The 22050-nt window shown below is 65.6% G+C and carries 19 protein-coding genes; 7 read left to right on the top strand and 12 right to left on the bottom strand.

All coding sequences use genetic code 11. The annotated features are described in order from the left end of the window. Positions 1 to 44: 44 nt before the first annotated feature. Genes HCA61_RS10775 through HCA61_RS10750 form a run of 7 tightly spaced genes read right to left on the bottom strand, consistent with a single transcriptional unit; the run spans position 45 to position 8148 of the window. Complete coding sequence (locus tag HCA61_RS10775) at positions 45 to 1529, bottom strand: aldehyde dehydrogenase family protein (RefSeq protein ID WP_169688185.1); 1485 nt, start codon at positions 1527 to 1529, stop codon at positions 45 to 47. Between the two features lie 9 nt (positions 1530 to 1538). Beyond that, on the bottom strand, positions 1539 to 2489 hold the full coding sequence (locus tag HCA61_RS10770) for a homogentisate 1,2-dioxygenase (RefSeq protein WP_346777542.1): 951 nt from the start codon (positions 2487 to 2489) through the stop codon (positions 1539 to 1541). After that, positions 2392 to 2841 carry a homogentisate 1,2-dioxygenase gene (locus HCA61_RS26815; RefSeq protein ID WP_346777541.1) on the bottom strand — a complete coding sequence of 150 codons (450 nt, stop codon included), beginning with the start codon at positions 2839 to 2841 and terminating at the stop codon, positions 2392 to 2394. Before HCA61_RS26815 ends, HCA61_RS10770 begins: the two co-directional genes overlap by 98 nt. Continuing rightward, positions 2838 to 3893, bottom strand: a complete 1056-nt coding sequence (locus HCA61_RS10765) for a lipocalin-like domain-containing protein (protein WP_169688184.1) — start codon at positions 3891 to 3893, stop codon at positions 2838 to 2840. Before HCA61_RS10765 ends, HCA61_RS26815 begins: the two co-directional genes overlap by 4 nt. Before the next feature lie 24 nt (positions 3894 to 3917). Next, the gene (locus tag HCA61_RS10760) at positions 3918 to 5195 is read right to left on the bottom strand and encodes an oxygenase MpaB family protein (protein ID WP_169688183.1); all 1278 of its coding nucleotides are present in this window, start codon (positions 5193 to 5195) and stop codon (positions 3918 to 3920) included. Further along, positions 5192 to 6352 (bottom strand): alpha/beta hydrolase, encoded by a 1161-nt coding sequence (locus HCA61_RS10755; RefSeq protein WP_169688182.1) that lies wholly within the window; start codon positions 6350 to 6352, stop codon positions 5192 to 5194. The genes HCA61_RS10760 and HCA61_RS10755 overlap by 4 nt, the downstream gene beginning before the upstream one ends. After that, positions 6349 to 8148 (bottom strand): multicopper oxidase domain-containing protein, encoded by a 1800-nt coding sequence (locus HCA61_RS10750; protein ID WP_169688450.1) that lies wholly within the window; start codon positions 8146 to 8148, stop codon positions 6349 to 6351. The genes HCA61_RS10755 and HCA61_RS10750 overlap by 4 nt, the downstream gene beginning before the upstream one ends. A gap of 143 nt (positions 8149 to 8291) precedes the next feature. On the opposite strand from HCA61_RS10750, the gene HCA61_RS10745 reads away from it, so the two are divergent. Next, a complete protein-coding gene (locus HCA61_RS10745; RefSeq protein WP_247272667.1) occupies positions 8292 to 8873 on the top strand; it encodes a TetR/AcrR family transcriptional regulator in 582 nt (193 codons plus the stop codon). On the opposite strand, the gene HCA61_RS10740 is transcribed toward HCA61_RS10745, so the two are convergent. Beyond that, on the bottom strand, positions 8860 to 9642 hold the full coding sequence (locus HCA61_RS10740) for a DUF2249 domain-containing protein (RefSeq protein ID WP_169688180.1): 783 nt from the start codon (positions 9640 to 9642) through the stop codon (positions 8860 to 8862). The two genes, HCA61_RS10745 and HCA61_RS10740, sit on opposite strands and share 14 nt — an antisense overlap. Positions 9643 to 9719: 77 nt before the next feature. Between HCA61_RS10740 and HCA61_RS10735 the strand changes: the two genes are divergently transcribed. Together HCA61_RS10735 and HCA61_RS10730 are read left to right on the top strand one after the other, a co-directional pair. Continuing rightward, positions 9720 to 10442: a helix-turn-helix domain-containing protein gene (locus HCA61_RS10735; RefSeq protein WP_169688179.1), complete on the top strand. Its 723-nt coding sequence runs from the start codon at positions 9720 to 9722 to the stop codon at positions 10440 to 10442. Between the two features lie 32 nt (positions 10443 to 10474). Further along, entirely contained in the window at positions 10475 to 13009 is a 2535-nt protein-coding gene (locus tag HCA61_RS10730) for a multicopper oxidase domain-containing protein (protein WP_169688449.1), read from the top strand. Between the two features lie 7 nt (positions 13010 to 13016). Here HCA61_RS10730 and HCA61_RS10725 read toward each other — a convergent pair whose 3' ends face one another. Both HCA61_RS10725 and HCA61_RS10720 read right to left on the bottom strand, forming a co-directional pair. Continuing rightward, on the bottom strand, positions 13017 to 14129 hold the full coding sequence (locus tag HCA61_RS10725; RefSeq protein WP_169688178.1) for a nitronate monooxygenase family protein: 1113 nt from the start codon (positions 14127 to 14129) through the stop codon (positions 13017 to 13019). A 10-nt stretch (positions 14130 to 14139) separates the two neighbouring features. Next, on the bottom strand, positions 14140 to 15798 hold the full coding sequence (locus HCA61_RS10720) for an acyl-CoA synthetase (RefSeq protein WP_169688177.1): 1659 nt from the start codon (positions 15796 to 15798) through the stop codon (positions 14140 to 14142). A gap of 77 nt (positions 15799 to 15875) precedes the next feature. On the opposite strand from HCA61_RS10720, the gene HCA61_RS10715 reads away from it, so the two are divergent. Continuing rightward, the gene (locus tag HCA61_RS10715) at positions 15876 to 16733 is read left to right on the top strand and encodes a crotonase/enoyl-CoA hydratase family protein (RefSeq protein WP_169688176.1); all 858 of its coding nucleotides are present in this window, start codon (positions 15876 to 15878) and stop codon (positions 16731 to 16733) included. Between the two features lie 6 nt (positions 16734 to 16739). Here HCA61_RS10715 and HCA61_RS10710 read toward each other — a convergent pair whose 3' ends face one another. Both HCA61_RS10710 and HCA61_RS10705 read right to left on the bottom strand, forming a co-directional pair. Then, positions 16740 to 17609, bottom strand: a complete 870-nt coding sequence (locus HCA61_RS10710; protein ID WP_169688175.1) for a class II glutamine amidotransferase — start codon at positions 17607 to 17609, stop codon at positions 16740 to 16742. Positions 17610 to 17696: 87 nt separating this feature from the next. Further along, positions 17697 to 18734 carry an LLM class F420-dependent oxidoreductase gene (locus HCA61_RS10705; protein ID WP_169688174.1) on the bottom strand — a complete coding sequence of 346 codons (1038 nt, stop codon included), beginning with the start codon at positions 18732 to 18734 and terminating at the stop codon, positions 17697 to 17699. A gap of 90 nt (positions 18735 to 18824) precedes the next feature. Between HCA61_RS10705 and HCA61_RS10700 the strand changes: the two genes are divergently transcribed. The 3 genes from HCA61_RS10700 to HCA61_RS10690 are packed head-to-tail and all read left to right on the top strand — an operon-like array spanning position 18825 to position 22049. Continuing rightward, positions 18825 to 19799, top strand: a complete 975-nt coding sequence (locus tag HCA61_RS10700) for an OB-fold nucleic acid binding domain-containing protein (RefSeq protein ID WP_169688173.1) — start codon at positions 18825 to 18827, stop codon at positions 19797 to 19799. A gap of 13 nt (positions 19800 to 19812) precedes the next feature. Further along, positions 19813 to 20874 carry a thiolase domain-containing protein gene (locus tag HCA61_RS10695; protein ID WP_169688172.1) on the top strand — a complete coding sequence of 354 codons (1062 nt, stop codon included), beginning with the start codon at positions 19813 to 19815 and terminating at the stop codon, positions 20872 to 20874. Beyond that, entirely contained in the window at positions 20874 to 22049 is a 1176-nt protein-coding gene (locus HCA61_RS10690) for a thiolase domain-containing protein (RefSeq protein WP_169688171.1), read from the top strand. The genes HCA61_RS10695 and HCA61_RS10690 overlap by 1 nt, the downstream gene beginning before the upstream one ends. The last annotated feature ends 1 nt before the right edge of the window (position 22050 follow it).

Below are 22050 nucleotides of genomic sequence, written 5' to 3'. Positions count from 1 at the left end.
GTGCCTGCGGTATCCGTCGTCACTGAGTGTCCATTTCTTTCCGGTCAGTAGCCGAGGTGAACCGTCTTCTCCTCGGTGAACGCCTCGAGGCCGCTGCGCCCGAGCTCGCGCCCGATGCCGCTCGCGTCGCGACCACCCCAGGGTAGTGCCGGGTCGGGTACACCCCAGCCATTGACCCACACGGTGCCGACCCTCAGCTGCGGAATCACGCTGTGCACCGTCGAGAGACTCTGGCTGAAGATGAAGGCATTGAGACCGTATTGCGTCGCGTTCGCGAGGCGGACGGCTTCCTCCGTGGTCTTGAAGGTGATGACGGTGGCGACGGGTCCGAAGATCTCCTCTCGCGCGATCGTCAGATCGTTGGTGCCGCGGAACACTGTGGGCTGGACGAAGAAACCCTTCTCTCCCACGCGTGCGCCGCCGGTGAGCAGATCGGCGCCTTCACTCTTGCCCTTCTCGATGTACCCGAGGATGCGGTCGAGCTGCTTGCGGTTGACGATCGTGCCCTGGGTGGTGCCGGCGTCGAACGGGTCGCCGATCACTGCGGCACGTGCGAATTCGACGAGGCCCTCGATGACCTGGTCGGCGACGGATTCGTGCACGATCACGCGCGTGCCCGCGGCGCACACCTGCCCCTGGTGGTAGAAATTGCCCATCGCGATCCACGGCAGCGAGGCTTCGAGGTCGGCGTCGGGGAAGATCAGCTGCGGGGCCTTTCCGCCCAGTTCCAGGGTGACCTTGCGGAACTTCTCGCCCGCAAGCGAGGTGATGGTCTTGCCGACGGCGGGGCTGCCGGTGAAGGTGATCTTGTCGATGCCCTGGTGCGCAGCAAGCGCAGCTCCGGCCTCCGGCCCCAGGCCGGGAACGACGTTGAACGCCCCATCGGGCACTCCTGCTTCGGCGAGCAGGTCGGCCAGCTTCAGCACCGCGAGGGAAGCATCCTCGGCGGGCTTGACCACGACGGAACAGCCCGCCGCGAGTGCCGGTGCGATCTTCCACGCCGCCACCACGGTCGGGTTGTTCCACGGCGTGATCGCACCGACCACCCCGAGTGGCTGGCGGAGGGTGAAGCCGAAGCGGTGTTGCGGTCCGACATCAGGGAGGATCATCGCCTCACCGGCGATCTTGTCGGCCCAGCCCGCGTAGTGCCGGAACGAGGCGGCGGCGGCGGGAATATCGCCTGCGACGGTATCGGCGTATAGCTTGCCCATCTCCGCGGTCTCGAGCGCCGACAGCTCCGGCGCGTGCTGCTCGATGAGATCGGCTGCGCGGGAGAGGATCCTGCCACGCTCGGCGCCCGCCATCCGCGACCACGCACCCGAGTCGAACGTGTCGCGGGCAGCATCGACGGCGGCATCGATGTCGTCGGTGCCGCCGCATGCGATCTCGGCGACAACTTCTTCGTTCGCCGGGTTGATCGACGAGAACTGCGCTCCGGACCGAGCGGAGACCGCCCGGCCGCCGATGCGCAGCAGCGGTTCCGGCAGAACAACCGGAGCTGGAGTGACGGGAGCTGCAGTGTCGGTCATGGAATGCTCCTATTTCGAGGGTGAGGTGAAGCGACGTTCCAGTCCGGCCCACGACGAGTCGTAGTCGGGTTGACGATGGGATGCAGACAGCGCCCTTTCGGTGACGGCGAGGGCGAGTCGGGTTTCGAACATGAACGACATCGTGTTCTCGAGCTTCATCGGTGAAAGCTCCGCGGCGGACGCCAGATCGAAGGTCTCCCGGTCGGGCCCGTGCGCACCCCACTGGTTGTGCAGCGATGCCCCTCCCGGCACGAACCCTTCGGCTTTCGAATCGTGTCGCCCACGGATCAGACCCATGAACTCGGTCATCACGTTGCGATGGAAATGCGGTGGCCGGAAGGTGTGTTCGCCGACCACCCAGCGGTCGGGAAAAACACAGAAGTCGACGTTGGCCTGCCCTGCGACCGAGGTCGGCGAGGTGAGGACGGTGAATATCGACGGGTCGGGATGATCCCAGCCTGCGGTGGTCATCGCGTTGAATCGCGACAGATCGTACTTGTATGCACCGTGCGTCCCGTGCCACGCGACGACGTCGAGCGGCGAATGGTCGAGTTCGGTGGCCCACAGGTGACCGCCGAACTTCTGAACCAGCTCGACCGGCCCGACACGATCCTCGTACCACGCTGTGGGATAGAGGAAGTCGCGCGCATGAGCGAGACCGTTGGCGCCGATCGGACCGAGTTCCGGGAGTCGGTAGGCGGCTCCGTAGTTTTCACAGACGTACCCGGTTGCTGCGACGTCGAGCAGTTCCACCCGGAACCGCACACCCCGTCCGACGACGGCGATCTCCCCCGGCGAGACCGCGAGCCTCCCGAACTCGGTGCACAGAAGCAGAGCGCCCGCTTGCGGGACGAACAGCAGTTCACCGTCGGCGTCGACGAAGTACCGGTCGGTCATGGATGCCGACGCCGCATACATGTGTATGCCGATACCCGTACGGGCGTGTACGTCGCCGTTCACGGCGTAGGTCGTGATGCCGTCGCATGAAATCCACCCCGGCCGCAGACGCGGGCTGCGGATCCCACCGCAGCCTGTTCGGCGTCAGTACCGCCGCCGTCGATGGTGCAGACACCCATCCACGATCGTCGGTGCGTTCGAACGGCCGGTGCGCGGCCGACGGCATGATCCGGTACGTCCAACTCCTCGTGTTGATTTCACGCGGTTCGGTGAATGCGGTCGCAGAATGCTGCTCGGCGTACAGCCCGTACGGGGCTCGCTGCGGCGAGTTCTGCCCCCACGGCAGCGCACCCGCGACCGCCTCGCTGTGGTGCTCGTTACCGAACCCGTTCAGGTACTCGAGGTCCACCGTCACGTCAGGGCGACCATCTCGTGCAATGTCGTCCCCGAACGATCGTATTGTTCACCGTCGATGGTCACGGTCATCGTGAAATCGGACCGGAAACGGAAGTAGCCCGGCCGGCCGACCAGCCAGTTCACGATCGGCTTGACGAGCTTGCTCGACGCGATCGGGATGTCTTCGAGGAGATTGTGAGCGTGGACGATTTCGCGCACCGTCAATGTCAGATCCAGGGAATCGGCAACCTGTATCCGTAACCACGACGGGTAGGTGCGATCGGCGACGGCGTCGTAGACCGCCGGGCCCTCCGTCATCTCGACCTCGCCGTTGCTGAGCACCACCTCACGTCCCATAGCGATCATCACCGGCTGTGACCAGTGCTCGCCGTATTTCTTCTGCGTCTGCACCATCGCGTAGACCAGCGAGAAATCGTCGGTGTAGAGACGGCCCCAGTACCACTTCGAGATGATGCGTTTCATGTCGCCGACGCCCCAGTTGTGGTCGTGGTAACCACGCCCGGCGACCTCTGTGGTGACCCCGTCGACGGTCACCGTTCCTGCGACACGTGCTCGGGGTGCGCCGACCACCCACGCGAAGAACTCGCGATCGTTGTAGCTGGTCTGCCCGCGTCCCGGCATCCACGGCGGCACTTCGGCGGTGAACGTGAGATCGAACGCGAGGTCGTCTTCTGCCACCGACACGTGGTAGACGGGTAACCCGTCTTCCTCGCCGGTCACCTTGGCGAAGCTGCGGCCGACCTGGGCGTCGCACCGCTCCGCCGACACGGTGAGCTCTGCGTCGGAGTACTGCTTGATGGCCTCGCGGCGCTCGCCGTCGGCGCTGTAGACGTGGATCTCGACGCCGGGCTTGCGGTGCAACAACTCTCGCGTCTGCAGCATCGCGACGACGATGCGGCCGTCGTCGAGATGGGCGTCGAAGTACCAGTGTTCGAATGCGTGCTTGTCGGTCGACGGATGAGCACCGTTGTCGCTCGGGACGACTTGCGTGATGTCACCGTCGCGCCGGCCGGGGCCATTCCATGCCTCGACGATCTGCAGTGCCGCCATAGTTCCTCCGGTGTAGGTGGGGGTTCAGCGCCGCAGGGCGCCGCTTGCGTCGAATTGTGCTTCTCGTCCGTTCATTTGGGCTCGGTACCAGTTCTCACGGTGAGCGACCATGATCTTTTCGTGCACTCCGGAGATCCCGGGAAGACGACGGGCGAGTTCCATCGCGGTGATGAACGGGAATCGGACGATCGGGATGATCATCCAGGGGATGACGGTCGGCATCGAGTATTTGCGACGGGTGCCCGGCCCCATGAACATTGCCGAGTAGACCGCGTTGATCCGGAAGTTGTATGCCGCCCGTAGCCGCTCGAATCCTAGCTGGCCGTCGCGGGGCGCGAACGCCTTCGGGTACGACTCGATCAATTCCTTGCCGTGCTCGCCCGAGTCGTACGACCGGGACACCACGGTGGTGAGCAGCGTGCGGATGCTGTCGCCGATCGTCTCCGGATACCAGTCGATGCGGACACCGAGCAGGTATCCCATGTACTTCTGGAAGTGGATGAGAGCGCGGATCTCCCGCGGTGTGGTTTGGTACCCGAGAGTCCACAGGGCAAGGCCAGGGGTGAGACTGCCTGCGATCAGGGTGAGGAGCATGTAGGTCTGGCTGATCGGCAGTCCCCACTTCTGTTCGTCCCATTCGGGATGCTTCGCGACCCGGTCGCGTACCGATACATGCATCACGCGGACCTTGAGGGCGGTGGCGCGTCCGGTCGATCCCGGGGTGAGCAGAGCACCGGGTTCGGAGACATCGCACCAGAACCGGCAGGTTTCGAGGTAGCGACGCAGCGCGTTGTCTCCGGCATACCCACCGGCCAACGACAACGGGGTCGCCACCGCGGATTCCGTGTAGATCTCGAGGGTTTCGGCACCCGCGAAACTGAACAGCATGGTGCCCCAGCGTCGCCAGATCTTCGCGCCTTCTTCGACAAGTTCGGGCTGCACCCAATCGGGGACGATCTCGAACTCCTCGAACAGCGCCTTCATTGCCTCGGGTGCGTCCGGCACGCTGTCGATTCCGTCGGTGAGGGCGGTGTCGAGCAGTTCCCGGGTTTTCACCGGTCCGAGGTCACCGTGGTAGACCTCGCCGACGAAACGTTCCGCGGTGGGGTCGCCGCTGAACAGATCGTTGCACAGGGCACGGGCAGTCTCGTCGTCGTGCAGGATGTCGAAACCTGTGACCTTGCGGATGAGGTTCCGGACCCGCGCGACGCCTGGGCGCTCGACGGCCTGCCAGTAGGGAAATCGACTCGGACAGCGGTCCTGTGCCGGCGGCGTCGCCTTAGCACCGAGTGTCCCGGTCATGGCGTTGCCTCCTCGAGGACGGTGCGGCGGATCCAGCCGGTGATACGCCCGACGACGTCGTCGAGGCCACCCGGCTGGTCCACCAGGTAGTGATTGAGTCCGCGCATCTCGATCAGTTCGGTCTCGCCGCCCAGCGCCTGGTGAATCAGGCGCGAATCCTCCGCGAACGCAGCCTGGTCGCCGAGCAGGCTCATCACCATTGCCGGCGCGGCGACGTGCAACAGGTCTTCGAAGGCGTCAGCGTTGGTGAGGTCGGAGCTCCACGTACTGAGCCAGCTGCGCACCGTCACGAATCTGGCGAGACCACCCGCTGCGGTGTTCGCGGCGGCCGGGTCGCCGTACATGCTGCCGAGCTCGCGGTCGCTGGGATCGAGGGTGAGGTCGACGAAGCGGGGGTCGGCGACCGTGCGGTGCACGACGAATCCTCGGTCGGATGCACCGGTGCGGTTCATTTCGTCGAGCTGGTCGAGGGCCCACGCATCGATGCGGCGCATGCGGGTGAGCTGCGCGTCGCGGTAGCGGGTAACCCAGTCGCGGTCGAGCGGTGCGGTTCGGCCGGATGCGTAGAGATCGAGTTCCGGGTCGACGCGATATGGGTCGGCCTCGTCCAGGACGGCGCCATCGATCCAGTGCCTCAGGACTCGTGCGCGTCCGGGGTGTGCGCCGACGAGCATCACCGCGTCGGCGGGACGCAGCTTCGCGTCGGGGAAGGACGCCGGGTCGCCTGCGGGTGTCTCGACGACAGTGGGGTTCTCCGCCTGCGACTGATAGAACGACGCCAGCGAGCCGCCACCGCTGAAGCCGAGCAGCACAACCTTCTCGAAGCCCAGCTCCTCGGCCATCCAGCGCACGCCAGTGCCGAGATCGAATGCCGCGCGCTCCATGATCAGAGCCGGTTCGTTCGACGCGTACCGGGTGTTCAGGCCCATGGCCGGAATGCCTGCCCCGGCGATCGCGCGGAGCAGGAAGTGGCTCAGGAAGTTCGAGGCGGGATGACACATGATCACGCCCACTTTGCGTGAATATCCCGGTGCGGCAACCAGATTTCCGTGGAGGGTCGGATAGTGCCTGCTCAGTCCTGAGTGCATTTCGACGCGGCCGTCGGAGGCGGGTTCGTAGGGAATGCGCTGGAAGTGGTCTGCTACGTCGTAAGTCATTGCACCGTCCGATATTCGAGCATCATGTCGTGGTCTTCATGGTCGAGGATGTGGCAGTGCCACACATAGCCTTGGAGTTCACTGCCATGCAGATCGTCGTCACCGTGGTGCGGCATCACATGCGCGTGGTCGTCGAACGTGTGCACCGCCGGGGAGAAGGTCGCGTCAGGGTCGAAGCCGAGTTCGTCGGCCGTCGGGAAGCGCACCACGATGCGCGTAACGGAGTTCGGGTCGCAGATCACTGTGTCCTTGAAAGCAGTCTCCCAGGGCTCGGGTCCGCGAAGCGGCTCGACAACGAACGGGTCGGCGTCCGGAGTCCACTTGATACCCAGAGGGCCCTGTGGCTGACGCGCACACATCGCAAGGGTGTCGATCGCCTGCCGCCCGAGCACACGGAAGGTGACCAGATGCAGATGGATCGGGTGTGGGTCGGGGGTGGCGTTGACGATGTTCCACTGCTCGATCGCACCTTGTCTCGGTGTTTCGATGTCGTCGCTGTCGAAGGTGAGATTGTTGAGCGACATGATCGACGGAGGCAGCCGGACATCCGACGGCTGACTCAGCGACACGTTGCGTACCGTCTGCGGTACCGGAATCGGGCCTACCACCGGGGGTTGCCCCTGCCCGCCGCGCAGGGTCTCCGGGACGGGGCCGGTGAATCCCCGTTCGGTCCCGACGCGAAAGCGCATGAACACCGGCATCAGCACCGCGCCGATCTGCGCGGCCTGCGGCGCGGCGGGTTCGCTGTTGCGCAATTCGACCGTCGAATCAGGTTCGAGAGCACCGAAGTCGACGAGGATGTCGACGCGTTCGCCAGGCGAGAGCCGCACGCGATCGGTGCGGACGGGGGCGTCCATCAGGCCGCCTTCCATCCCGAGCACCCAGAATTGCATGCCGTCGGAGAAGTGCAGATCCCAGATGCTGAACGAGGCCGCATTGAGCAACCTCATCCGGTACAGGCCGCGGTCGACACGGGCTTGCGGCCAGATCTTGCCGTTGACGACGCCTACGTCACCGACGGCTCCGCCTTCCCAGCGCCCCTGCGGAACAATGGGGGTCGAGCGAATGCTCTGTGTGCCATCGCTGTTCACGATCTTTTCCTGTAGCACGAGGTCGAGTTCGTACGCGCCCGTAGGAAGGCCGAGTGGATTTCCGGGATCGCCGGTGTCGTAGTCGTCCCGCAACAGATACAGCCCGGCGAGACCGGCGTAGACATTGAGTCGGGTCACGGCCATCGCGTGGTCGTGATACCACATCGTCGTGGCTTCCTGCCGGTTCGGGAAACGGTAGGTGTAGCCCTGACCCGGGCGTGAGATCTGCTTCGGGTGGCCGTCGAATTCCGGTGGTGTGACTCCCCCGTGCAGGTGCATCGAGGTGGGCACCGCGGTGCGGTCGTGCTCGCCGAGTCCGTGCAGTGACGTGTCGAAATCGGCTGCGAACGGATGGGACGTGATCCGATTGCGGTACTCGACCGTGGTTTCACGCCCCTGCCGCGCAACGATGACCGGGCCGAGGTAGGTGCGGTCGCCGTAGGCGAGGGTCGCGCCGGGAGCGAGGTCGCGATGGAAGCTGTGCGTCGCGCTCACCGCATCGATCGTCACCGTCGCGGCATCGATGCGCGGCAGAACGGGGAGTTCGTCGACGAACGGTTCGAGCGGAGGCGAGTGGAAGAGCAACGGACTCGAGATGCGCGGGCCGTCCGCGACCGCGCGGCCGGCGCCGAACAGCAGCGACGCTCCTCCACCGACGCCCAGCGTCGCCCCCGCGAGAAGTTGTCTGCGACTGAGTTTTTTCATCATGCGCTTTCGCGTCGATCCCACCCCGATTGACAAGAACACGACGGATCGTGACGACCCTCACAGTACCATACGGTATGGTTTGGTCAAGCGGCGGCGTCGACGTGTAACCTCGCATCAGCGCTCAACAAGGAGAGATGGTCGTGATTCGGCAATCGGAGAAGAAGAAACCCACTTCCACCCGCCGGCCGCGGCTCTCGCTCGACGACTGGACCGACGCGGGTCTGCAACTACTTGTCGCCGAGGGCCGCAACGCGGTGAAGATCGCACGGCTGTGCACCGAACTCGGCGTCACCAAGGGCAGCTTCTACTGGCACTTCGCCGACATCGACGAGCTGATGCATGCCATCGCCACCCGTTACTGCTCACACGACAACGACACACTGCGCGGACTGACGAGCATCGAAGAGATGCCGGTCCGCGACCGTCTCGCGCACATGGGCGCGACCCTCGTCGAGGATCGAGCCTGGGCCACCGAGGTGGCGATCCGCGACTGGGCGCGCACCGACCCGCAGGTGGCGGAATCCGTGCGCGCCCTCGACCAGCGCATCATGTCGGTGGTGGAGAACGCATTTCACGAACTGGGTTTCGACGATCGCGAAGCGCGCATCCGAGCCGGCACCCTGGTGTATGCGGGCATCGGCTTCGTCTACGGTCGCGACAACCTCACCACACCGACTGTCGACGAGATCCAGGACCTCGTCGCGCTTCTCACGCGGATGTAGTGTCCGGGATTCGCGTCAGGCGCACGCGCCACGCCTCCGGTCCGCGCTCCTCGTAGTCGACGCCGAGCCGCCCGTCCACCCGGTCGGTGAGCTGGCGGAGCAGCGGGATCGGGTCGTGGGGCGCTACGAGCAGGAGCGTGCCGCGTTCAGGCACCGCATCGAACGCACCGAACACCGTGGCGTGGCGAATTGCGTGCGGGATCTCCCGCACATCGAGCACCGGAGAGGGCTCGTCGCGTTCGCCGCACGCGCACACGTGGCCGTCGTGCTCCGGCTGCGCATCCCCGCCCAGTAGTTCGTGCATACCTTCCAGAATGCCGGCGAGTGAGACATCCGGATCTGCGGCGACGAGCGGAAGGATTCGGTCGTTCTCGTCGACGAGGTGCAGGTCGAACACCACTCGTAAGGCGTGGGCAGCTGCAGCCGCACGGACCGGATCGGGTTCCTTCGCAATCCGGTCGACGAGAGCCGCAATAAGGCGGTGCACGGCGATCATGGACTCGACGAGCAACTTCGCGTCGCCGCGCCCGGCCGCCGCGGGGTAGAGCACGCGCTCTTCTGCGGTGGCGTGTGGCAGCAAGGAACCGGTGAGGAAGTCGACCATCGCACGACGATGCACGTCGACATCCTTCCCGGTGGCCGCAGCGTCGAGCAATGCCTCACTGAGGATCGCGATATGTCCCGCGAGCTCACTGTGGTGACTCTTGACGGCATCGACGGCACGCGCGTCCTCCGCGGTGGTGGCAACGACGATCTGGTCGGCACTCATGGACCGCTCCTTCCGTGGCGCCGCGGTGGTGCGCGGCAAGGTGGCCTTTCGCGGACCAATTTACTACAGTTATTTCCGTGGAAAATAGGGAACTTCGTCCCGGACCGCGCGCGACACCGGTCCCGGAGTCGCACCTCGCGCTGTCGCCCCAGCGGATCACCGTCCTCGACGATGTCCGGGCCCATGGCCCGGCGCGCATCAACGACATCGCCGAGCGGCTCGGTCTCCACGCCAACACGGTGCGCGAACACCTCGACGCGCTGGTCGGCCACGGCCTCGTCGACCACACCACCGAACCGGCCCGCGGACGCGGACGCCCCGCCAAGGTGTATCGGCCCATGCCCGCCGCAGACCCCACCCTGGCCGGCCGCGACTACGCCGGACTCGCGACCGCCCTCGCCGGACACATCGCTCGTACCAGCGCCGATCCAGAAGGCGACGCACGCGCCGCGGGGCGAGAGTGGGGATGCGACCTCGCACGCGAATCCGACTACGACACCGCAGATCCACATGCCTTCGTCCTCGACCTGCTCACACGGCTCGGATTCGCGCCCCACGACCGTGGCCCCGCGCTCGGCGTCGCACTGCCGATGTGTCCCCTGCTCGACGCCGCGCGACGCTACCCGAACGTCGTGTGCCAGGTTCATCTCGGCATCGTCGAGGGCGCACTCGAAGAAGTCGGCGCACCGGTCGGACCCGGACTCGACCTCCTGCCCTTCGTCGAACCCGGCGGGTGTCGGCTCTTCATGCCCGAACCCACGACTCCCGAAGTGTGCTGCTGTCCGCGGGGTGAATCGTGAACGAACGGGGCAACTGGCATCTTCGGGCCGGGATGGTGGTTGCCGCGTGGTTCGCGGCGCTGGTCGTGGTGTCCGTTGCCCACCGGTGGATTCCGCAATCCGGTTGGCTCCTTGTGCATCTGCTCGGTATAGGTGCTGCGAGCAACGCGATCCTGATCTGGAGCGGGCATTTCACCGATGCCCTGCTCCGCCGTTCCGCCACGGGAGCTCGACGTCCCGACACGGCGCGACTCATCGCGTTCAACACCGGCGCTGTGGTCCTGGTCGCAGGAATGGTCGGCGGGTGGTGGCCCGTCGTACTGGTCGGTGGGTGCGTCGTCGCCGGTGTTGCCGGATGGCACGGCATTACGCTGCTGCGGCGACTGCGGGCGGCGCTGCCATCCCGGTTCGGGCACACCGTGCGCTACTACATCGCTGCAGCAACGATGTTGCCGGTCGGTGCGGGGTTCGGTATCGCCATGGCCAATTCCGGCCTGCCCGGGGAACTTCACGAGCGCCTCGTGCTCGGGCACGCAGCCGTCAACGTCCTGGGCTGGGTGGGGTTGACGGTGCTGGGCACACTCGTGACCCTGTGGCCGACGATGCTCCGAACCCGGATGGCGCAGCGCGTCGAGACCGCAGCGCGACGCGGACTCCCGGCGTTGATTCTCGCTCTCGCGGTGGGAGTCGCCGGTGCCCTCGCGGGTATTCCCCTCGTCACCGCAGCGGGAACGCTCGGATATCTCGCAGCCGCGCTCTATGTCCTCGAACCACACCTCGATGAGATCCGCCGAAAACATCCCGCCGATTTCGCGACGCTGTCGGTGCTCGCCGGTATCGTGTGGCTGCTCGGTTCACTGATCTACCTCACGGTGGCACTGGCGACCGCATCGACTCCACTGGAAGCGGCCGCGGCGGCCGGGTCCGTGACCGCGGCACTGCTCGCCGGTTTCCTCGTCCAGGTGTTGCTCGGCGCCCTCACGTATCTCATTCCCGTCGTCATCGGCGGCCGTGCTGCCGTGCAGGGAGCGATGACCGAACTCGAGCGCGGCGCGTCGTGGCGCCTGTCGGTCGCCAATGCGGGTCTGCTGGTGTGTGTACTGCCGATACCGAGCCTCGTGCGAGTGCTGTGTTCGGTGCTCGTCCTGGTGGCGTTCGCGTCGTTCCTGCCGTTGGCCGTGCGCGCGGTTCTGGTTGCCCGGCGCATGCGTGGGACAGCGTCGAAACCGGGCCGCCCCGAACCTGTTCCCGCACGCAAGCGCATCCGGTCCGCCGCAGCAGGGCTGGGCATCGTCGTCCTCGGCGCGGCAGCCGGTATCGCGGCCGATCCGGCTGCCGCAGGTCTCTCCACCGTCGATGCTTCGAACGTGAGGGCGAGTGGGTACACCACCGAAGTCGAGGTGCAGATCGAGGGTATGCGGTTCGTTCCCGACGTCCTCGAAGTGCCTGTGGGGGATCGTCTGGTGGTCACGCTGGTGAATACCGGTACCGATCGTCACGATCTGGTTCTCGCCAACGGTACCCGCACCGCTCGTATCGGTCCGGGTGAGACGGCGACGCTCGACGCCGGACTCGTCGGCGGGCAGATGGACGGATGGTGCTCGGTCGCCGGGCACCGCCAGATGGGAATGACACTCACCGTGGAGCCGACCGGTGTGGTCGACGACCTCGAACACACCGACCACGGGTCCGGGGCGGAAGCGGGGTCTCTCACCTCATCGGACGTGTCGCGCAGTCTCGGTGCAGACCCCGCGGCGGGATTCGTCGCGCACGATCCGGTCGCGCCGGCGCCGACTGCCGATCACCGGATCACCCTGGCTGCAACCGACGAGCAACGTGAGGTCGCACCCGGGATCACGCAGCGCCTGTGGACATTCGGTGGCACCGCGCCCGGGCCTGTCCTGCGCGGCCGCGTCGGCGACGTCTTCGAGATCACCCTCGTCAACGACGGAAGTATCGGCCACTCGATCGACTTCCACGCGGGCTCGCTGTCTCCGGACGAACCGATGCGCACCATCGAACCCGGTGAGTCGCTCGTCTACCGGTTCACCGCGACCCGCTCTGGGATCTGGCTGTATCACTGCTCGACCATGCCGATGTCCCTGCATATCGCCAACGGGATGTTCGGTGCGGTCATCATCGACCCGCCGGACCTCGTGCCCGTCGCCCGTGAATACGTCCTGGTGCAGTCGGAGCTGTATCTGGGAGCCGAAGGAGGCGAGGCCGACTCCGACAAGATCACTGCGGAGGACCCTGACCTGGTGGTGTTCAACGGCTATGCGAACCAATACGACCACAGGCCGCTGCAGGCCCGGGTGGGTGAGCGGGTCCGGATCTGGGTGCTCGCCGCAGGACCGAACCGCGGTACGTCGTTCCATGTCGTGGGCGGGCAGTTCGACACCGTCTTCTCGGAGGGCGACTACCGCCTGCGGCCGGATACGGGAGGAAGCCAGGCCCTCGGATTGTTCCCGGCCCAGGGAGGATTCGTCGAACTCGAGTTCCCCGAACCGGGACGCTACCCGTTCGTGTCGCACTCGATGGTCGATGCCGAGCGCGGCGCGCACGGCATCGTCGAAGTGCGAGAATGACTCTCGGCTACCGCGCCTGATTCAGCCGCTCGACCGCCCGGTCGTAGCCGTCGACGAGTTCGGCCATGATCTCCGCGACGGGCCGGATCTCGTTCATCCGTCCGACGATCTGCCCGACCGGCATCGCCACGACCTCGGGATCGTTCCCCGCCGAGATACGCTGGTGCGCTTCGCTGACCAGGATGTTCTGCAAAGGCATGGGAAGCGGTGACGGCGCATCGGGCTGCGACCACGCCTCGGTCCACTTGGTCTTGAGGAGCCTGGCCGGTTTGCCGGAGTAGATACGTGACCGCACGGTATCGGACGAACTCGCGCCGAGCAGGGCACGCTGGATCGACGACGGCCCCTGCGCGGCCGAACCGAGCTTGTATTCGGAGGTGGTAAGCCAGTACGAACCCATCCACACGCCGGACGCGCCGAGCGCGAGCGCTGCAGCGACCTGACGGCCCGACCCGACACCACCCGCTGCGAGAACCGCAGCGGAATCGCCGATGGCATCGACGAGCTCCGGCCACAACACCATCGACGCGACTTCACCGGTGTGGCCGCCTGCCTCGTAGCCTTGGGCGATGACGATGTCGACGCCGTTCTCGACATGTCGTTTCGCGTGTTCGACGGCACCGGCCAACGCAGCGACGGGCACACCTTTCTCGTGTGCGAGATCGATGACGTCCTTCGGTGGTGAACCGAGAGCGTTGGCGATGAGTGCGGGTCGATGTCCGAGCGCCACGTCGACATGGGAGCGCGCGACCGAATGCAGCCAGCCCAGCACTCCGGTGGCGTGTTCGGCGTCGTCGTTGAGCGGTGGAACACCCAGCTCCGTGAGTGTGCGGTCGACGAACGCACGGTGCTCTGCCGGGATGAGGCTGTCGAGATCGACGGCGGTACCTTCCGTGGGCACCTTGGCGGGCATCACGATGTCGACACCGTACGGCTTGCCGTCGGTGTTCTCGTCCATCCAGGTGAGGACCGCGTCGAGTTCTTCGGGGTCGTTGAACCGAACGCAACCCAGCACGCCGAGGCCCCCGGCCCTGCTGATCGCCGCTGCGACGTGTTCGGACGGCGTGAATCCGAAGATCGGATACTCGATACCGAACTTCTTACTGAGATCGGTCTGCATGTGTGTCCTTCTACTTCGCCGCGACGACGCCGCTGCTGCTGTACATCTCGTCTGCAGGACGAGATTCGGCCTGCTCTTTCGCCCAGCGATAGTCGGGCTTACCGGCAGGCGACCGCTTGATCTCGTCGGTGAACCAGACACTGCGTGGCACCTTGTAGCCGGCAATCGACGCGCGCGCCGATTCCACGAGATCGGCCAGTGGGGGCCGACTTCCAGCCCGTGTCGCAACGACTGCCGCAACACGCTGCCCGAACCGCTCGTCGGGGACACCGATCACGAGCACGTCGAAGACGTCCGGGTGGGCCTTGAGCGCGGCCTCGACCTCTTCCGGATAGATCTTCTCGCCGCCGCTGTTGATCGATGACGAGCCTCGGCCGAGCATCGTGACCGTGCCGTCGGGTTCGATCTGTGCGTAGTCACCCGGGATCGAGTACCGCACGCCGTTGTATTCACGGAACGTCGCTGCGGTCTTCGCCTCATCGTTGTAGTACCCGAGCGGGATGTGTCCCTTGCGGGCGAGCAGACCGACCTTGCCGTCGCCGGGCTGCAGCGGGGTTCCGTCCTCGTCCAGCACCGAGGTCGCCGCGTCGATCTTCACGGTGGGGGCACCGGTATGGGCCTGCCCCTTCGCGACGACGCCGATGCCCGAGAACCCCGTCTCGGAGGAGCCGATGGAGTCGGAGATCATACAGTTCGGGAGCAGTTCGAGGAATCGTTCCTTGAGTGCAGGAGAGAACAGCGCCGCACTGGACCCCATGAAGTACATGGACGAGAGATCATATGGCTTACCGGTTTTCGGGTTCCCCTCGTCGAGCGCATCGATCATGGGGCGGCCCATTGCGTCGCCGGTGATGAAGATGACGTTGACCTTGTGTTCCTCGATGACGCGCAATGTGTCGTGGCCGTCGAACTCGGGGTGCATGATCAGCTTGCCGCCGCCGAACAACGCCTGCAACAACGCCCACTGCGCACCGCCGTGGATCATCGGCGGGATCGGGAAGCGCACCATCACGGGGTTGGCGGCGCCGGTCTTCGCCAGTTCCCACTCGTCAGCTACGTACTCACCGGTGAGGAAATTGATACCGCCGCCGAGGACGCGCCACACGTCTTCCTGCCGCCACATCACACCTTTCGGCTTACCGGTGGTGCCGCCGGTGTAGAGCATGTACAGGTCGTCGGGGCTACGCTCGCCGAAATCGCGCTCCGGGGAACTCTGCGCGAGCGCCTGCTCGTAGTCGACTCCCCCGTAGCCGGAGTAGTCGAGCCCGGTTTCGTCGTCGACGACGAGCGACGTCTTCACCAGTGGCGTCGTCGGCAGCACGTTCGCGACCTTGTCGGCGTACCTGCGCTCGTGGATGAGTGCCACCATGTCCGAATCCTCGAAGATGTGCTGCAACTCGTTCTCGACGTACCGGAAGTTGATGTTGACCACTACCGCCCGGATCTTGAACACCGCGATCATCGCCTCGACGGCCTCGATGGTGTTGCGCGAGTAGACGCCCACCTTGTCGCCGGGCACGACACCCTGTTCCTGCAGGTAGTGCCCGAGGCGGTTGGTCCGCTCCTCCAGCTGCGCATAGGTGAGTTCGCGACCGTCCGACGCGAGTGCGACACGGTCGGGGACGAGGTCGATGGCGTGCTCTACGAGATCTGCGATATTAAGGGCCACGCCATCAAAATAGAACGTGTTATCGTTTCTGACAAGACCGGGATTGAGATCCAGTTCACAACACTTCAGGAGTTCCAGTGTCCCCTACCGCCCCCACCGGCACCGCCGATAATTCGGACATTTCGGAGCGTGCTCCGCACTGCCTCGTCGAGCAACGCGGACACACCCTGATCGTCACGATGAATCGGCCGGAAGCACGAAACGCCCTGTCGGGCGAGATGATGGCGATCATGACCGAGGCGTGGGACCGGGTCGACAGCGATCCCGAGATCCGTGTCGCGATCCTCACCGGCGCGGGTGGGGCATTCTGCGCGGGCGCCGACCTCAAGGACATGAACAAGTCTGCACCCGGCGACAAATTCGAGCAGGGCGAGCGAGGCGACGGGAAGGGTGCCTGGGACCTGTCTCGCCTGCCTGCTCTGCTCAAGGGACGGAGACTGACAAAACCCCTCATCGCGGCGGTCGAGGGCCCCGCCATCGCAGGCGGCACCGAGATCCTTCAGGCCACCGACATTCGCGTCGCCGGTTCGAGCGCGAAGTTCGGCGTGTCCGAGGCCAAGTGGGGCCTGTTCCCGCTCGGCGGTTCGGCGGTGCGCCTCGTCCGTCAGATCCCGTACACGATCGCCGCAGACATCCTGCTCACCGGTCGGCATCTGTTGGCACCCGAAGCCAAGGAGATCGGGCTCATCGGGCACGTCGTCGAGGACGGCCAGGCTCTCGATAAGGCGCTCGAGATCGCCGACACGATCTCCGCCAACGGACCTGTCGCAGTTCAGGCAATCCTCGAAACCATCCGCCGGTCCGAAGGACTCCACGAAGAAGAAGCCTTCCGCATCGACGCCGAACTCGGTGCTGCCGTTTTCAAGAGCGCCGACGCGAAAGAAGGGCCTCGCGCCTTCACCGAGAAGCGAGCGCCGAAATTCACCGGTGCCTGACGAGATTCACCTGCCGCGCTGTGAAGCCGCGGCGCGCTCGTCGAGTTCGGCCAGCGTGATCGGATGTGCCGGAGGGGCATCGAGCACAACGCTGCGGACCGTGCTCAGGTGATCGTCGACGTGCAGTAGCTCGCCGGAGTTCAGCGCCGACCAGTGCGGGTCTTCGTCCATTCTCTCGCTGGCAACCACCACGGCCGGATACTGTGCCAGATGCCCCGCCTGCACACGCACGGTGCCTGCAGTGCCGCCGTGGTCGAGGCGACGATCCCCCTGGGCGCCTCCGCCCGGACGTTCGAGCACCCACAGTTCGTGGGTATCCGGGTACCGCAACGCCCAGAGCTCGGTGGCCGTCGTCAGGATGACGTTGAGAGCGAAGATCCGGAGGTTCTCGGCGGCCCACTGGGCGGCGGCAGTGAGGCCGGCCGTCACGTCCCCGTCGTGCTCGTCTATGCGCCTGGTGGCGAGCGCGAAGAACCGCTCCGAATCCGTCTCACCCTGCACAAGATCTCTGTATGAGCCGAGCTCCGCATCCAGCCGGTCGAGATCGCCGAGAACGCCGTTGTGCGCGAACAACCGTCCGTTCTGCTCGAAGGGATGTGTGTTGCGCGGGGCGAGCCCGCCCGTGGACGCGTACCGGATATGAGCGAGAAACGTCCGCGACGACCGCTCTCGGGCTTCCGTGGCGAATGCTCGATCCTCGTACGCGGCCACCGGTTGCTTCTCCACGAGAGGTACGTCGCTGTCGGTGAACGTGCCGAGACCCGTGCCGTCCGGCTCGCGACGGCTCTGGCGAGCAAGAGAATCGGAAGCGTCGAGCAACCAGAAGGTCGCGTGCACTCGGTGCGGTGCAGCACTGAGCGCGAACAGTCGGCACATGCGGACCCCCCCTCACCACGGAACTCCGGATGACTCGAGGATAGGTCGGACCCGCGTGCCGCGAGACGGAAACGGATGCAGCGGGAGTCAGCCCAGCACAACGTGGGCCAGCGACTGCACGTGCTCGGCGTCGCGGCACGACACCAGGAGCATGGTCACTCCCGCGTCTTCCCACCGCTTGACACCCGCGCGTACCTCGTCGTGGTTGCCCACGATCATCGTCTCGGTGACCATCTCGTCGGGAATCGCCGCGGCCGCCTCGTCCTTACGTCCGGAGCGGAACAGTTCGGTGACCTCGTCGACCACTTCGCCATATCCCATCCGGCGGTAGACCTGCGCGTGGAAGTTCAACTCCGGTGCACCCATTCCGCCGACGTAGAGCGCGGTGACCGGTTTCATTCCGGCGATCGTCGCGGCCTTGTCGTCGGTCACCACCACCTGGCAGGTCGCCGCGATCTCGAAGTCCTCACGAGTGCGACGCGCTCCCGGACGGGCGAATCCTTCGTCGAGCCATTCGTTGTACATCGGGGCGAGGCGCGGGGAGTAGTAGATCGCGAGCCAGCCGTCGGCGATCTCGGCGGTGAGCGCGACGTTCTTCGGTCCTTCGGCTCCGAGCCAGATCGGGATGTCCGACCGGAGCGGATGCGTGATGGGCTTGAGTGGTTTACCGAGCCCGGTCGCGCCCTCACCCGAGTACGGCAACGGATAGTGCGGACCCGCGCTGGTGACGGGTTCCTTCCGCGCGAGGACATCACGGATGATCGACACGTACTCGCGGGTCCGGGCCAGCGGTTTTGCGAACGGTTGCCCGTACCAGCCTTCGACGACCTGCGGTCCGGACACACCCAGGCCGAGGATGTGCCGGCCGCCGGAGAGGTGGTCGAGCGTGAGTGCGTGCATGGCGCAATTCGTCGGGGTTCGTCCGGAGATCTGCACAACAGAGGTCCCGAGCCGTACCCGCTCGGTCGCCGACCCCCACCATGAGAGCGGCGTGAACGCATCCGACCCCCACGATTCGGCCGCGAAGACCGCGTCGAACCCTGCCGCCTCAGCGGCAGTAACGAGTTCCGGTCCGTTGGCCGGAGGCTGCGCGCCCCAGTATCCCAATTGAAGTCCCAGTTCCATTGCACGCCTTTCTGGTCGGACGACTGGCGATGCCGCCCTGTTCACACGCTACTCTTGCCAGCGACATTAGAACCTGTTCTACTCGAAGATGTGAGTCTGGGAAAGAGCGCGGTCGTCGAACCGCCACTGAGAGCCCCGTTGAATCTTCAGTTCGACTACACCCGGTCCACCGGGCCTGCTGTCGGCGCATTCGTCACCGGTTTGCGCGACGGACGGATCGTCGGCGCACGCGGTTCGGACGGTCGAGTGCTCGTCCCTCCCCCGGAATACGACGCGATCACCCACGAGCCGCTCGTCGATTTCGTCGAAGCGGGGCAGACCGGCACCGTGGTGAGCTGGACGTGGAATCCCGAGCCTCTGCCCGGGCAACCGTTCGATCACCCGTTCGCGTGGGCTCTGATCCGGCTCGACGGTGCAGACTCGTCGCTGCTGCACGCCGTCGATGTCCCTTCTCCCGACGACATGAGCACCGGCATGCGGGTGCGCGTCCGATGGGCGGACGAGCGGGTGGGCGACATCCACGACATCGTCGCGTTCGAGCCGGGCGAGGCCGAGGATGTACCGGCTGCAGGCACCGGCACCGAACCGGTCACCATCATCACCACTCCGCTCGATCTGCACTACACGCACACGGCGTCCCCCGAGGAGTCGTGGTATCTGCGTGGATTGAAGGAAGGCAAACTCGTCGGTGGACGCACCGGGCCGGGCGGCAAGGTATACGTCCCGCCGCGCGGCGCAAGCCCCACCGACGGCGTTCCGACCAAGGAACACGTCGAGTTGTCCGACAAGGGCATCGTCACCACGTTCTGCATCGTCAACGTGCCGTTCATGGGCCAGCAGATCAAGCCGCCGTACGTCGCGGCATATGTGTTGCTCGACGGCGCCGACATTCCCTTCCTGCACCTGATCCTCGAGTGCGATGCCGCAGAAGTCCGTATGGGTATGCGCGTCGAAGCGAAATGGCGACCGCAGGAGGAATGGGACTACACCCTCAGGAACATCGAATACTTCCGTCCCACCGGCGAACCCGACGCCGACTTCGACACTTTCAAACACCACCTCTAGGAGCCGCGGAATCATGACAGACATTGCAGTCGTCGGCTTCGCGCACGCTCCACACGTCCGCGAAACACACGGCACCACCAACGGTGTCGAAATGCTCGTGCCCTGCTTCCAGAATCTCTACGACGAGCTCGGAATCACCAAGTCCGACATCGGTTTCTGGTGCTCCGGTTCGTCCGACTATCTTGCCGGTCGTTCGTTCTCGTTCATCTCGGCCATCGACGCGATCGGTGCAGTTCCTCCGATCAACGAGTCGCACGTCGAGATGGACGCAGCGTGGGCCCTCTACGAGGCCTGGGTCAAGCTCATCACCGGTGAGGTCGACACCGCGCTCGTGTACGGGTTCGGCAAATCGTCGGCCGGTACGCTGCGGCGCACCCTGTCGCTGCAGCTCGATCCGTATCTCGTCGCACCACTCGGTCTCGACGCCGTGTCGCTCGCAGGCCTGCAAGCGCGCATCGGACTCGACTCCGGAAAGTGGACCGCGGAGCAGATGGCCGAGGTCGCCGTGCAGGCCCGCGCCGCGGCGAAGAGCAGGCCCGATGCCCAGGTCAGCGGCGATGTCACCGTCGAGGAATTGCTCGCGACCCCGTACGTCGCCGACCCGTTGCGCCGCCACGATTGCGCCCCCGTCACCGACGGCGCCGCCGCGATCATCCTGGCGTCCGGCGACCGCGCACGAGAACTGTGTGAGAACCCCGCGTGGATCACCGGGATCGAGCATCGCATCGACTCCCCGAATTTCGGAGCCGCCAATCTGACGTCCGCGCCGTCCGCGCGCGCTGCCGCTGCGGCTGTCACCGGCGGTGACAACTCCTTCGACCTCGCCGAGCTGCACGCACCGTTCACTCACCAGGAGTTGATCCTGCGTGAGGAGATCGGATTGAACGGCAACACTGCCATCAATCCGTCGGGTGGTCCGCTGACCGGCAACCCGATGTTCTCCGGCGGGCTCGAGCGTATCGGTTTCGCCGCCCAGGCGATCATGGACGGGAAAGCCGGCCGAGCACTCGCCCACGCCACGGGTGGCGCTGTGCTGCAACAGAATCTGGTAGCCGTTCTGGAGGGACGAAACTGATGGCGAAGCAACCCGCAGCTGTCCTCGGAACGGGACAGACCCACTACGTCGCGAAGCGGCACGATGTCTCGATGGCGGGACTCGTCCGTGAAGCGATCGACCGTGCCATGACCGACGCCCATGTCGGCTGGGACGACATCGACGCCGTCGTGATCGGCAAGGCCCCCGACCTGTTCGAAGGCGCGATGATGCCGGAATTGGCGATGGCCGACGCGATCGGCGCCACCGGCAAACCTCTCCTCCGTGTTCACACCGCCGGGTCCGTCGGTGGTTCGACCGCAAACGTGGCCACGAGCCTCGTCCAGGCGGGGGTCCACCGTCGCGTACTTGCGGTCGCGTGGGAGAAACAGTCCGAATCCAATGCGATGTGGGCGCTGTCTACGCCGGTGCCGTTCACGATGCCGGTCGGCGCAGGTGCGGGTGGCTACTTCGCACCCCACGTCCGCTCGTACATCCGTCGGTCCGGGGCGCCCGAGCACATCGGTTCGATGGTCGCCGTGAAAGACCGCCTCAACGGCGCGAAGAACCCGTACGCCCACCTCAAGCAGCCCGACATCACCTTGGAGAAGGTGCAGGCGTCGCAGATGTTGTGGGATCCCATCCGCTACGACGAGACGTGCCCGTCGTCCGACGGGGCGTGCGCCGTGGTGCTCGGCGACGCGGACAGCGCTGCCGCAGCCGAGGCGGACGGCCGGACCGTCGCGTGGATCCATGCGACCGCTATGCGCACCGAGCCCACGACCTACGCCGGCCGAGACCAGGTCAATCCCGAGGCAGGCAGGATCGCAGCGGCTGCACTGTGGCAGCAGGCGGGAATCACCGACCCCCTCACCGAAATCGACTGCGCCGAGATCTACGTTCCGTTCTCGTGGTTCGAACCGATGTGGCTCGAAAACCTCGGGTTCGCCCCGGAAGGCGGTGGGTGGAAACTCACCGAGGCAGGAGAAACTGCAATCGGGGGACAACTTCCGGTCAATATGTCCGGGGGTGTCCTGTCGTCGAACCCGATCGGTGCGTCGGGCATGATCCGCTTCGCCGAGGCGGCGATCCAGGTCATGGGTAAGGCCGGCGACCATCAGGTGGAAGGCGCGCGCAAGGCACTCGGTCATGCATACGGTGGTGGCTCGCAGTACTTCTCGATGTGGGTCGTCGGGTCCGATAAGCCGGCGAACTAGG

It is taken from the genome of Rhodococcus sp. HNM0563, from assembly GCF_012726195.1.
Classification (GTDB): Bacteria; Actinomycetota; Actinomycetes; order Mycobacteriales; family Mycobacteriaceae; genus Rhodococcus.
This window is presented reverse-complemented; position numbering and strand designations above follow the sequence as displayed.